Consider the following 12,420-nt stretch of genomic DNA (forward strand, 5'->3'; position numbering starts at 1 on the left):
GAGCCCCCTCGGTGACGTCAGTGTTTGCCGTCTTCGATGACCAGGTGGGGTTCAAGGACCTTCTTGGCGAAGTCCTGGCGCAGCCAGCGCACCAGAGACCAGGCCAGGATCGCCAGCACGGGGATCATCGGCAGCGCTACCACAATGGTGGAGGTCTGTACCGGCTTGAGCCCGCCAAGTTGAATCAGCGCCACTCCGACGCCGGCGATCAGAAACGCCCAGATCAGGCGGATCTTGCGCTGCGGCTCCTGATAGCCGGACAACTTGCGCGAGGTCACCGATGCCAGCACATAGGCAGAGCTATCCAGGGTCGTCGCCAGGAAGATGAAGCACAGCAGCACAAACAAGGTGGTAATCAGGCCGGACATCGGCAGGGTACCGAGGATCGCCTCGACGGCAGCGGGGATGCCCCCAGCCGACAGAATGGCCGCCACATCCAGGGCGCCGGAGATCTGCAGGTCCAGCGCGTAGCCGCCCCACACCGCAAAGAACACCCAGCATCCCAGGGAACCGAACATCATTTCGGCGATGATCAGCTCTCGGATGGTGCGACCGCGCGAGATGCGGGCGACGAACAGGCCCATCATCGGGGCGTAGGCAATCCACCAGGCCCAGTAGAACACCGTCCAGTCGCGCCAGAAGCTCGAATCCCCCACCGGGTCGGTCCACATGCTCATGGGCACGAAATTGGAAACCATCTTGCCGAGGCTGTTGACCCAGCCTTCCACCATGAATAGGGAGTCACCCACCACCAGGGTGAACACCAGCAGAACTCCCGCCAGCAGCACGTTGATGTCCGACAGGATCTTGATGCCCTTGGCCAGGCCGAACCACACGCTGGCGGAGAAGATAGCCGTCCAGATCAGCAGCACCGCGATATCCAGCATGAATGACGGCGACACCCCGAGCAGGCCGCTCAGCAGCTGCGATACCAGGGGAACCGCAAGCCCCAGCGAGGTACCGACACCACCGACGATACCGAAAACCACCACCGCATCCAGTAGCGCGCCCCACCAGCCATCGGCATGACGGCCCATCACCCCCCGCGCGGCAACGGACAGCCTGACGCCGGGACGGTTGTGGACGAACATCGAGTAGGCGATCGGGATGGCCGGCAGGCAATAGAAGGCCCAGGGCGTGAAGCCCCAGTGGAACTGGCCGTAGGTCAAGGCCCATTCTGCCGCCTCCTGGGAACGTGGTTCGACGCCAAAAGGTGGGCCAGTAAAGTAGTAGATGGGTTCGACCCAGGCCCAGTTGACGATGGCAATGCCGATGCCCCCGGCAAAGATCATCGCCACCCAGCTGAAGTAGGAGAACTCGGGCTTGTCATCGGGGCCGCCGAGTCGCACGTTGCCGTAGCGGCTGATGGCCAGTCCCACCAGAAAGACCACCACGGCGATGCCGGCAAGCAGATACAGCCAGCCGAAGCGCCCGGTGGCGAAGGCGAAGGCCGCATTGACCAGTGCGGCTCCCGACTCTGGAAATAAAATGATAGGCAGCATTAGACCCGCGATGACCAGCACGGCGGGCACGAAGACCCGCAGATCGAGCCGGTCGGCGTGTTGATCGGAGTGAGACTCTGGCGCGTTCATCAGGGATACCTTTATCGTTTGTTGTTGTGACGCTGGCTGCGCAGAACGCCGGTGTCAGCCTCCGGCCTCGAGCATCCAGCCTGCCGCTCGCTCGGCGATCATCAAGGTCGGTGAGTTGGTATTGCCGCTGGTGATGGTCGGCATGACGCCGGCGTCCGCCACCCGCAGCCCCTGGATACCCCTCACCCGCAAGCGCGAGTCGACCACCGCCATGGGATCGTCGGCCTGTCCCATCCGAGTGGTGCCGACCGGGTGAAAGATGGTAGTGCCGATGTCTCCGGCGAGCCGCCACAACTCCTCATCGGTCTGGTACTGGATGCCGGGCTTGACCTCTTCCGGTTCGTACTTGGCGAAGGCCTGCTGCTCGGCGATCCTGCGGGTCACGCGCAGCGAGTCCGCCGCCACCCGCCGGTCCTCGTCGGTGCTCAGGTAGTTGGGGGCGATGGACGGCGCCTGGGCCGGGTCGGCGCTCTGGATCCTGACGCTGCCGCGACTGGTCGGATTCAGGTTGCAGACGCTGGCGGTCACCGCCGGATAGGGATGCAACGGCTGACCGAAGGCTTCCAGACTCAGGGGCTGGACGTGGTACTGGATGTTGGGGTGCTCATACTCGTCGCTGCTGCGGGTGAAGATGCCGAGCTGCGACGGTGCCATGCTCATCGGGCCGGTGCGCTTGAGCAGGTACTCCACCCCGATACCGGCCTTGCCCCACAGGGTGCTGGCCATGGTGTTGAGGGTCTTGGCGCCCTTGACCCGATACACCGAGCGAATCTGCAGGTGGTCCTGCAGGTTCTCGCCGACCCCCGGCAGTTCGTGGACGACGTCGATGCCGTGCTGCTTGAGCAGCTCACCAGGCCCGATGCCGGAGAGCTGCAGGATCTGGGGGGAGCCGATGGCGCCGGCGGACAGCACCACCTCACGGCGCGCCCTGGCCACCTGGGTGGTGCCCTCACGCTTGACCTCGACTCCTTCACAGCGCTTCTCGCCGTCAGTCTCGCCGCCCGCGACGATCAGCCGGTTGACCTGGGTGGAGTGCCACAGGGTCAGGTTCGGCCGCTTGAGCGCCGGACGCAGAAACGCCTTGGCGGTGTTCCAGCGCCAGCCGGAGCGCTGATTGACCTCGAAGTAATCGACGCCTTCGTTGCTGCCACGGTTGAAGTCCTGGGTACGTGGAATCCCCGCCTGGACCGCCGCCTCGGCGAAGTCATCCAGCACCTGCCAGTTCAACCGCTGCTTTTCGATGCGCCACTCGCCACCGTGACCGTGAAAGTCCCGGTGGGCGGCGTCGGCGTCACCGCCCTCGTCCAGGCGATAATGATCCTCGTGCTGGATGAAAGCCGGCAGGCAGTGCTCCCAACGCCACTGCTCGTCGCCGGTGACGTCGGCCCAGTGGTTGTAGTCCCGGGCCTGGCCGCGCATGTAGATCATGCCGTTGATGCTCGAGCAGCCACCGAGCGTCTTGCCGCGCGGGTACAGCAGCGAGCGCCCGTTGAGGCCCGCGTCTGGATCGGTGCGAAAGCGCCAGTCTGTGCGCGGGTTGTCGATGCAGTACAGGTAGCCCACCGGTACGTGGATCCAGTGGTAGTTGTCGCGACCACCGGCCTCGATCAGCAGCACCCGGTTGTTCGGGTCGGCGCTCAAGCGATTGGCCAGCAGGCACCCGGCGGTGCCTGCTCCGACCACGATGTAGTCAAACTCGCTGTCGTATTGTTGTGCGGTTGTCATCGCGAATCCCTCGATTCAGGGCATTATTTGGCGGTCGGCATCACGAACTCCGCGCCCGCCTCGATGGAGTCGGACCAGCGCTGCATGATCGACTTCTGCTTGGTATAGAAGCGCACGCCCTCTTCGCCGTAGGCATGCATGTCGCCAAACAGCGAACGCTTCCAGCCACCGAAGCCATGCCACGCCATGGGCACCGGGATCGGTACATTGATACCGACCATGCCCACCTGGATGCGACGGCCGAACTCGCGGGCCACCTTGCCGCTCTCGGTGAAGCAGCTAACGCCGTTGCCGAACTCATGGTCGTTGATCAGTTCGATGGCGGTGGCCACGTCGGGCACGCGCACGCAGGCCAGCACCGGGCCGAAGATCTCCTCGCGGTAGATCGTCATCTCTGGCGTCACGTGATCGAACAGGGTGCCGCCCATCCAGAAGCCCTCGCTGCAGCCTTCACCGGCATGGCTGGCGTCGAAGTCACGGCCATCCACTACCAGCTCGGCACCCTCCTCGACGCCCTTGTCGATATAGCCGGTAATCCGCTGGTGGGCCTGGGCGGTGACGATGGGTCCCATCTCGGCGTCCAGCTGCATGCCGTCCTTGACCTTGAGATTGCGTGCCCGCTCTGCGACCCGCGCCACCACATCGTCGGCCACATCACCGACCAGCACCGCCACACTGATGGCCATGCAACGCTCGCCGGCGGAGCCATAGGCCGCACCGATCAGCGCATCCACCGCCTTGTCGAGATCAGCGTCGGGCATCACCACCATATGGTTCTTGGCGCCACCAAGGGCCTGCACACGCTTGCCGAGGGCAGCACCACGCTGGTAGATCAGGTTGGCGATGGGGGTGGAACCGACGAAGGACAGCGCCTTGACGTCAGGATGATCGATCAGCGCGTCCACCGTTTCCTTGCCGCCCTGGACCACGTTGAACACGCCGTCGGGCAGCCCGGCCTGCTTGAGCAGGTCCGCCATCATCAGCGAGGCACTGGGATCGGTGGGGCTGGGCTTGAGGATAAAGCTGTTGCCGGCGGCGATGGCGACCGGGAACATCCACATCGGCACCATGGCCGGGAAGTTGAACGGCGTAATGCCGGCGACCACACCAAGCGGCTGACGCATGGTCCAGTTGTCGATGCCGGTGCTGACCTGGTCGGTGAAGTCGCCCTTGAGCAGCTGCGGGATACCACAGGCGAACTCGACGATGTCGATACCCCGTGCCACCTCGCCCTGGGCGTCGGTGAAGACCTTGCCGTGCTCACGGGTGATTGCCTCGGCCAGGGCATCCTTGTTGGCGTTGAGCAATTCGAGGAAGCGGAACATCACCCGGGCGCGACGGATGGGCGGGGTGTCGGCCCAGCTCGGGAAGGCCGCCTTGGCCACCTCCACCGCCTTGTCGATCTCGTTGGCGGAAGCCAACGCCACGCGCCCGCTGACCTGGCCGGTCGCCGGGTTGTAGACGTCCTGATGGCCCAGGGATGCACCTTCGTCTCTCTGGCCGCCGATAAAGTGAGGAATCGTCGAGGTCATGGGGTACTCCTTTATAAGCATTGTTTAAGTAAATCGAGCCTGGGCGTCTGCAAAAAGGTGTCCAGCCTGCTCGTCTTGTCGCTGTACAGCCTATCGCTGATGGGGATCGGAGCAATTGAGTTATTTGGAACCCAGATATAAAGTTTTCAAATATCACGCTCGATCAAAGGAAGGCGCCATGCAGGACTACCCCACACTGCGAGCATTCGTCACGGTAGCGCGCCTCGGCAGCGTCTCTCGGGCCGCCGAGGCACTGCACCTCACCCAGCCGGCGATTAGCCTAAAGTTGAAGCAGCTGCAGGCAACGCTGGGTCTGACGCTGTTCCACCGCCGCCCCCAGGGACTGGAGCTGACCGCGGACGGTCAGGCACTGCTGCCCAGCGCCGAGAAGGCGCTGGAGAGCGCCCGAGTGTTCGATCAGATGGCCCGCTCACTGCACACGACAGTGCGCGGTCTGCTGAGAATCGGCACCATCATCGATCCTGAGTTCATCCGCCTGGGCAGCTTCCTCAAGGTACTGGTCGAGCGCGCGCCGCAACTCGAAACTGAGCTGCGTCATGGCATGAGTGGTGTCGCCCTGTCACGGGTCGAGCGAGGGGAGCTGGACGCGGCCTTCTACCTGGCGCCACCAGGTGTCGGTGCCAGCAGCACCTCACCGGCGCTGGCACACGTTGAACTGACGCACTTTCGCTATCATGTGGTGGCCCCATCTGGCTGGGAGTCACGGGTTGCGGACACCGCTTGGCCCGTCCTGGCCAGCCTGCCCTGGATCGTCACACCGGCAGATTCAGTGCACCATCGCCTGCTCAAGCGCGCCATGCAGCAAAGCGGCGTGACGCCCAGGCGGGTCGCCCAGGTCGACCAGGAAGCCTGCATGCTCGACCTGGTACGCGCCGGAGTGGGACTTAGCCTGGCCCGTGATTCGCTAGCCCTGGCCGAGCGCCAACGCAGCGGCCTGACCATCGTCGAGGGAGTGGCGCTGGACTGTGCGCTCTGTTTCATCTGGCGGCGAGAGCGTACCGCTGACGCTCCACTGCAAGCGGCGCTGGAAACCCTTGAACAGGTCTGGCCCAGTCGGCCCCACTAACCACCGCCGGCTAAGCACCTACACAGATATCAGTGACGAGGCTAGCTTAAGGCGCCCTTGCAAGGGGATGTGGCGTGCTTCTTTGGGCGCAGACCCGGCGCCTAACCGGCGGCCAGCGGTGATACCATCAAGCACTCTTCCGCCTGGACGAAGGAACGCCCCATGACTGACCTGTCTCGCTTTCCGATTACCCAGAAATGGCCCCCCAGTCACCCGGATCGCCTCCAGCTCTACTCCCTGCCGACGCCCAATGGCGTCAAGATATCGATCATGCTGGAAGAAATCGGGCTGGCCTACGAGGCTCACCGAATCAACTTCGACAGCAAGGACCAGCACTCTCCGGAGTTTCTCTCCCTCAGTCCCAACAACAAGATTCCGGCGATCCTCGACCCGGACGGGCCGGAGGGCAAGCCACTCACGCTGTTCGAGTCAGGAACCATTCTGCTCTATCTCGCCGACAAGAGCGGGCAACTGCTGCCACAGTCCCCCCAGGCGTACTATCAGGCCCTTCAATGGCTGATGTTTCAGGTTGGCGGCGTCGGTCCCATGTTTGGCCAGGTCGGTTTCTTCCATTTCTTCGGCGGTAAGGAGTTCGAGGACAAGCGCCCCTTGCAGCGCTACCTCGACGAGGCCCGACGGCTGCTCGGTGTGCTCGACAAGCAGCTGGAAGACCGCCAATGGGTGCTGGGGGATGACTACTCGATAGCGGATATCGCGATCTTCCCATGGGTGCGTAACCTGGTTGAGCGTTACGGTGCCGGCGAGCTGGTCGGCTACGACGACTTCCTCCAGGTCAAGCGGGGACTCAGCGCCTTCCTCGAGCGTCCAGCAGTGCAACGCGGCCTGACGGTCCCTAGCTAAAGCCCTCCCGCCGGCAACATAGTTCTTCAACTGCGACTCGGCGGGCTCAAACTACAAGCGGTCTTTTATACCGTCAGGGCCATAGCGCGAAGGGAAGAAGGGAGGAAAAGCGAGGGTGGCAAAGAGAGAGGACAAAGAGAGAGGACAAAGAGAAGGGGTAAAGCGGGACCAAGAACGAAGCCCTAACAGTGAGATCTGGAAACGTAAAAGACGATGAGGGTTGGTGAGAGCGGGTGAGAGATGACGTGTACAGCACAATAAGCCGATAATCCCGTTGAGCGGCTCCGACCGGGCCGCCAGCTTCACACTACCGCCCCCTTCTCACGACCCCGGCATCTAATGCCGGCTCATCTGGAGCTTGTCATGACGTTGCGTCACCTGCCCCCCCTGTGCGCTCTACTGCTGTCGTCCCTCGCTTACGCAAGTCCGCCAGCTTGCCAGAACGCTCAGCTCGACAAGACAGCACAGGCGTTGATGGACCGGCATGAGATTCCCGGCATGTCGGTAGCGGTGATCGATGCGGGCGAGGTGTGCCTCAGCCACTACGGCGTCGCGACGCAGGAATCCGGCTCCGACACCACCGCCGAGCTTACCAACGACACGCTGTTCGAGGTTGGCTCACTCAGCAAGACCTTTACCGCGGCGCTGGGTGCCTGGGTGCACGAGAACGGCGGCTTCGCGCTTGATGACACCGCCGCCAGCATCGAACCCCGTTTCAGCGGCCGACCGGTCGGCGACGTCAGCATGGCAGAGCTTGCCACCTACACCGCCGGTGGCTTCCCGCTGCAGTTTCCCTCGGGCGTCGACGACGACACCATTCACGACTACTTCGTGAACTGGCAGCCGGACTTCGCCGCCGGCACCCAGCGACTTTATTCGAACCCCAGCATCGGCCTGTTCGGCCTGCTCGCAGCCCAGAGCGACGGAGCGAGCTTCGCTGAGCTGATGCAGGACAGCGTACTGCCCACACTTGGCCTCAATGCCACCTGGCTTACGGTGCCCGACGACCAGGCCCACCACTACGCCCAAGGCTACAACGGTGATGAGCCGGTACGCGTCAACCCAGGCCCGCTGGATGCCGAGGCCTACGGCATCAAGACCACAGCGCTGGACATGGCCCGCTTCATCCAGGCCAACATCGATGCCTATCACGGCAACCAGAACACCCCGGACGACCAGCGCATGGCAAAAGCCCTGCTGACCACCCATCACGGCTACGCCGCCGTCGGTGACATGCAGCAGGGCCTGGGCTGGGAAAGCTATGCCCTGCCAACGACACTCGAGACCCTGATGGCAGGCACCACCGCCGAGATGGCCCTCGAGCCCCAGGCCGTTACCATGCTGGCAACCTCTGGCGAGCCTCAGCCCCAGCGTTGGTATCACAAGACCGGCTCCACCGGCGGCTTTGGCGCCTACGCCGCCTTTATCCCCTCCCGGGAACGGGGCATCGTTATCCTCGCCAACAAGCGCTACCCCAACGGCGAACGGGTGGAAGCCGCCTGGCAGATCCTGAACTCCCTGGACCAGTAACCGAGAGTCCAAAGGGCACACCATGCCCGATAAGAGCAGATAGGCGGAGGACCATCGCCCGTGTTGGTCCTCCGCCAGCTGCCTGGGCAAGCAGTGAATGTTGCGCAGACAGCCAACGATGAAACCGGCCCACCAACGCTGGTACACTACGCGCCCTCTCAGCTCCGACCCGTGAACCCCATGACTGACCACGATCCCCTGGCCCAGGCCCGCCGCTTTTCCGTGGCGCCGATGATGGATTGGACTACCCGCGACTACAGGGTGTTCGCGCGTGCGCTGACGCGCCAGGCGCTGCTGTACACCGAGATGGTGACTACCGGTGCCATCTTGCATGGTCGCCCTCGTGAACGGTTTCTTGGCTATGACAAGGTGGAACACCCTCTGGCGTTGCAGCTGGGGGGCAGCGATCCGGGCGAGCTCGCGGAATGCGCGGCCATCGCTCAAGAGTGGGGCTACGATGAGGTCAACCTGAACGTCGGCTGCCCGAGTGATCGCGTGCAGAATAACCTGATCGGCGCCTGCCTGATGGGCCATCCCGATAAGGTGGCGGTGGCTGTGGCCGCCATGCGTGAGGCGGTGTCGATCCCGGTGACGGTGAAGTGTCGTATTGGTATCGACGATCAGGATGAGGACGCAGACCTGGAGCACTTCATCACCAAGGTCGCCGACGCGGGCTGTGAAGTGTTCATCGTGCATGCGCGCAAGGCGTGGCTGCAGGGGCTGTCGCCCAAGGAAAACCGCGATGTGCCGCCGCTCAACTATCCACGTGTCCATCGCCTTAAGGCGAACCGGCCCGACCTGCATATCGGGATCAACGGCGGCATCAAAAGCCTGACGGAGTGCGAAGCGCAGCTTGAGCACGTCGACAGCGTCATGGTGGGACGCGAGGCATATCAAAATCCGTGGCTCTTGGCCCAGGTCGATGAGGCCCTCTACGGGGTGCCTGGCCCGGCTCAGAGCCGCCATGCGGCAGCGATGACGCTTCGCCCCTACATCCAGCGTCGCCTGGAGGAAGGAGCCAAGCTCAACCATATGACACGCCACCTGCTGGGCCTCTTCCAGGGTTGCCCTGGCGGCCGGAAGTTCCGTCGTCACCTCTCCGAAAACGCCCACAAGGAAGGTGCCGGTCTAACCGTGTTCGATGATGCGCTGGGACTGGTACCCGACACCGTAGAGCCCTGAGCCTTGCTGCCGTGTTGAAGGCATTAAACGCCAGCGGCCGAGCACGAGGCTCGGCCGCTGGTTGGCATCAGGTTCCCCAGGAACGTCAATACAGGGCGTCCGGCGGTGGTTCCAGGCTGGACTGAAACGTCTCGATGGCACTCTCGGCCTCTTCGATGGCATCAAACCGAGCGACGTGAAATAGCGCCTCCCCCTCGTTGGCCAGAGGCAGTCGACTCATGCCGATCACGATGCCGTCAGCCATGGCCAAGACCTCGCCTTCGGTCTCGCCGAAGGGGTCTGCTACCTTCCCCAGTACCTGGCCCTTGGCTACCCGTGCGCCAAGTCGCACCTTGGGACGCAGAATGCCGTCGATAGGTGCCCTGGCCCAGCTCGAGCCATTGGCGACTTCAGCGGCAGGCGGCGCGCGACGGCGCTGCTCGCCGGTGAGCATTCCAAGCCTGCGCATGACCCGTTGAACGCCGCGAACCCCTGCGGTGATCGCCCATTCGTCAAAGCGCAGTGCTTCACCCGCTTCATAGGTCAACACCGGCGTACCGCGACTCTGGGCATAGTGGCGAAGGCTTCCCTCGCGCAGTTCCGCATTGAGGATGACCGGAGCCCCGAAGGCATCCGCCATGCGTCGCGTTTCTTCGCCGGCATCACCAAGCTGCGCACGAATCTGTGGCAAGTTAGTGCGATGAATCGCGCCCGTGTGCAGATCGATGATGTGAGTCGCGTGATCGACAATTTGTTCACGAAACAGCGCCGCAATACGCCCGCCCAAAGACCCCGACTCACTCCCGGGAAAACAGCGATTAAGATCGCGTCGATCAGGCAGGTACCGGCTGTGTTGCACGAAGCCAAAAATATTGACGATAGGCACCGCGATCAGGGTGCCCCTCAAGCGATTGATCTGGCGGGAGCGCAGCAGCCGACGGACAATTTCAACGCCGTTGATCTCATCGCCGTGAATGGCGCCACATACCAACAGGGTAGGACCTGCCTGCCGTCCGTGGACCACTTCTACGGGGATATCCAAAGGGGCGTGGGTATAAAGCTTGGCCACGGGCACATCGATCTGTGCGCGACTGCCGGGCTTGACCGTGACTCCGGCCAGTTCAAAAGGGGCTCTCGCCATACAGGCTCCTTGGTCACCTTATCGGTCCGTCTACAGGCAGACGGCATGTTCGTTCTTATACGCCCACACCGTCTCCAAAACGAGTCCAATTTACCTCGCATCACTCATCGACGTCACTGAACTCAATCGGTGAGTCCGGTAGAATACGTTACTTGACGATACCGCTGGAGTTGCCCGCCCACATGGCCCGCCGTACCAAGGAAGAAGCTGCCGCTACCCGAGCCGCCCTGCTCGATGCCGCCGAGGAGGTGTTTCTCGAACGCGGCGTGGCACGTGCCTCGTTGGACCAGATTTCACGACGGGCGGGGGTGACCCGCGGCGCGCTGTATTGGCACTTCCGCAACAAGGGCGATCTGTTCCGCGCCATGCTGGAACGTGTTCACCTTCCCTTTGAGGACCTGCTGAACAACCTTGATCACGCAGAGGTGGGCCATCGGCCATTGGAAGCGGTGCGCTTGGGCTGCCACACCGGTCTGAAGCAGTGCGATACCCCGAGACACCGACGCGTGCACGGCATCTTGCTGCACCATTGCGAACGTACCGATGACTTCGACCCGCTGCAGGCAAAGGCAGAGATAGCCAGAGAAACCTGTCAGGCCTTGCTTAGGCAGTTTCAACAGGCAGAAGAGCGCCATCAGCTGCGCCCAGGGCTAAGCCCGGAGCGCGCCACAGACTTGTTTCACTACGCCCTCAGCGGGCTGTTCTGGGAATGGCTGCGGGTACCCGATGCGTTCTCGCTCAGCCAGCGCGGCCCGGCGCTGGTGGATGACCTTATCACCCTGATCGGCAGCAGTGAGACGCCATAGCAGCCCAGCACCGGTCAGTGCTGGTGATGGCCGTGGTAATGACGATGTTGCCTGCTCTCGGCATTGTCCTGGGGTGGCACCGGCTCATGGCGCTCGATCAGCTTGAGTCGCACCAGGCGCGTGCGCGCATCGAGAAACTCGCGCTCGGCGACTGAGCGAAATCCATCTTGTTCATCCAGGTACTTGACCAGCACCCGCACCTCTCCTTCCTTGGGCATTGAGCCGGGCTTGCCCCTGAGGCAAACCTCCCGCGTGCCATCGGAACACAGCACCGCTCGACAACATCCCTGCTGGTCGACAAAGCCCACCACTTGCACTCGCTCACCTAGCAGGCACCGCTGGTTGAACGAGGGCCGGTCACGGTAATGGCGCAACAACGCGCGGCAACTCTTGGCAGCAAGTGGTGACGCAAGAGCAAAGGCCCCCCACAGCACCGCAATACCCAAAGGCACGATCACCAGCGCCAGATCAAACCAGCGCAACACCAGTAGCTCGGCAACCAGCGTGATGACCGCCGCGTACACGAACAACACAGACAGCGCCATGGTGACGGGCACGCCAGCAAACCCAAGCGACACCATGGTGCTGGCCAGATGGTCGTCTCTCAGGCTATCGCGCTCAAACAGCTGCAACGGTGCCACCCTGACGGCGACCAGCAACCAGTAGATCAGGACCACGGGCAGTAGCAGCGTGAACAGAATAAGCGGAAAGCTGAATGCCGTTTCCTGGATGATCGCGATATTCATACGTCTCTCCCGTGGCGAAGGGTGGGCCTTCCACCTGCCCAGCAGCCGATGCCACTCGTTTAGTGTCTGATAAAAGCATAGCGCTCTCTACGTCAAACCTCGACCGGGCGGTGTGGATTTTTTCGTTACCGGACAACGTGTTGCACTGCAGCAAGCGATGCACCAAGGCCTTGATATATACTCTCTGCGTGCGTCGGCCTGCCCCGAAAGACGGCCCGGCGGAAAGAAAAAAGGCGCCG

The 12,420-nt window shown here is 62.9% G+C and carries 10 protein-coding genes; 5 read left to right on the forward strand and 5 right to left on the reverse strand.

Annotated elements, in window-relative coordinates; all coding sequences use genetic code 11:
• Positions 1–17 precede the first annotated feature (17 nt).
• Genes JF545_RS17895 through JF545_RS17905 form a run of 3 tightly spaced genes read right to left on the reverse strand, consistent with a single transcriptional unit; the run spans position 18 to position 4,849 of the window.
• The gene (locus tag JF545_RS17895; protein ID WP_206944315.1) at positions 18–1,592 is read right to left on the reverse strand and encodes a BCCT family transporter; all 1,575 of its coding nucleotides are present in this window, start codon (positions 1,590–1,592) and stop codon (positions 18–20) included.
• A gap of 54 nt (positions 1,593–1,646) precedes the next feature.
• Entirely contained in the window at positions 1,647–3,317 is a 1,671-nt protein-coding gene (locus JF545_RS17900; protein ID WP_206944317.1) for a GMC family oxidoreductase, read from the reverse strand.
• A gap of 23 nt (positions 3,318–3,340) precedes the next feature.
• A complete protein-coding gene (locus JF545_RS17905) occupies positions 3,341–4,849 on the reverse strand; it encodes a CoA-acylating methylmalonate-semialdehyde dehydrogenase (protein WP_206944319.1) in 1,509 nt (502 codons plus the stop codon).
• Positions 4,850–5,027: 178 nt separating this feature from the next.
• Here JF545_RS17905 and JF545_RS17910 point away from each other — a divergent pair, with 178 nt between their 5' ends.
• The 4 genes from JF545_RS17910 (at position 5,028) to dusA (ending at position 9,509) form a co-directional block, all read left to right on the forward strand.
• Complete coding sequence (locus tag JF545_RS17910) at positions 5,028–5,936, forward strand: LysR family transcriptional regulator (protein ID WP_206944321.1); 909 nt, start codon at positions 5,028–5,030, stop codon at positions 5,934–5,936.
• 162 nt (positions 5,937–6,098) lie between these two features.
• Positions 6,099–6,797, forward strand: a complete 699-nt coding sequence (locus tag JF545_RS17915) for a glutathione S-transferase C-terminal domain-containing protein (RefSeq protein WP_206944323.1) — start codon at positions 6,099–6,101, stop codon at positions 6,795–6,797.
• A gap of 363 nt (positions 6,798–7,160) precedes the next feature.
• Positions 7,161–8,327 carry a class C beta-lactamase gene (gene ampC, locus JF545_RS17920; protein ID WP_206944325.1) on the forward strand — a complete coding sequence of 389 codons (1,167 nt, stop codon included), beginning with the start codon at positions 7,161–7,163 and terminating at the stop codon, positions 8,325–8,327.
• Positions 8,328–8,507: 180 nt separating this feature from the next.
• A complete protein-coding gene (gene dusA, locus JF545_RS17925; RefSeq protein WP_206944327.1) occupies positions 8,508–9,509 on the forward strand; it encodes a tRNA dihydrouridine(20/20a) synthase DusA in 1,002 nt (333 codons plus the stop codon).
• A gap of 85 nt (positions 9,510–9,594) precedes the next feature.
• Here the strand turns inward: dusA and JF545_RS17930 are convergent, their stop codons facing one another.
• Positions 9,595–10,629 carry a succinylglutamate desuccinylase/aspartoacylase family protein gene (locus JF545_RS17930; RefSeq protein ID WP_206944329.1) on the reverse strand — a complete coding sequence of 345 codons (1,035 nt, stop codon included), beginning with the start codon at positions 10,627–10,629 and terminating at the stop codon, positions 9,595–9,597.
• A 182-nt stretch (positions 10,630–10,811) separates the two neighbouring features.
• On the opposite strand from JF545_RS17930, the gene JF545_RS17935 reads away from it, so the two are divergent.
• Entirely contained in the window at positions 10,812–11,435 is a 624-nt protein-coding gene (locus JF545_RS17935) for a TetR family transcriptional regulator (RefSeq protein WP_206944332.1), read from the forward strand.
• Between the two features lie 14 nt (positions 11,436–11,449).
• Here the strand turns inward: JF545_RS17935 and JF545_RS17940 are convergent, their stop codons facing one another.
• Positions 11,450–12,181, reverse strand: coding sequence for a hypothetical protein (locus JF545_RS17940; RefSeq protein WP_224852167.1), 732 nt, complete (start codon positions 12,179–12,181; stop codon positions 11,450–11,452).
• Positions 12,182–12,420 lie beyond the last annotated feature (239 nt).

This window comes from Halomonas litopenaei, from assembly GCF_017303055.1.
Lineage (GTDB): Bacteria > Pseudomonadota > Gammaproteobacteria > Pseudomonadales > Halomonadaceae > Halomonas > Halomonas litopenaei_A.

What these genes read in the sequence shown, in the direction of transcription:
- JF545_RS17895 (WP_206944315.1), bottom strand. Translation starts at nt 1,592, where the DNA reads ATGAACGCGCCAGAGTCTCACTCCGATCAACACGCCGACCGGCTCGAT.
- JF545_RS17935 (WP_206944332.1), top strand. Translation starts at nt 10,812, where the DNA reads ATGGCCCGCCGTACCAAGGAAGAAGCTGCCGCTACCCGAGCCGCCCTG.
- JF545_RS17915 (WP_206944323.1), top strand. Translation starts at nt 6,099, where the DNA reads ATGACTGACCTGTCTCGCTTTCCGATTACCCAGAAATGGCCCCCCAGT.
- JF545_RS17940 (WP_224852167.1), bottom strand. Translation starts at nt 12,181, where the DNA reads ATGAATATCGCGATCATCCAGGAAACGGCATTCAGCTTTCCGCTTATT.
- JF545_RS17910 (WP_206944321.1), top strand. Translation starts at nt 5,028, where the DNA reads ATGCAGGACTACCCCACACTGCGAGCATTCGTCACGGTAGCGCGCCTC.
- JF545_RS17905 (WP_206944319.1), bottom strand. Translation starts at nt 4,849, where the DNA reads ATGACCTCGACGATTCCTCACTTTATCGGCGGCCAGAGAGACGAAGGT.
- dusA (WP_206944327.1), top strand. Translation starts at nt 8,508, where the DNA reads ATGACTGACCACGATCCCCTGGCCCAGGCCCGCCGCTTTTCCGTGGCG.
- ampC (WP_206944325.1), top strand. Translation starts at nt 7,161, where the DNA reads ATGACGTTGCGTCACCTGCCCCCCCTGTGCGCTCTACTGCTGTCGTCC.
- JF545_RS17930 (WP_206944329.1), bottom strand. Translation starts at nt 10,629, where the DNA reads ATGGCGAGAGCCCCTTTTGAACTGGCCGGAGTCACGGTCAAGCCCGGC.
- JF545_RS17900 (WP_206944317.1), bottom strand. Translation starts at nt 3,317, where the DNA reads ATGACAACCGCACAACAATACGACAGCGAGTTTGACTACATCGTGGTC.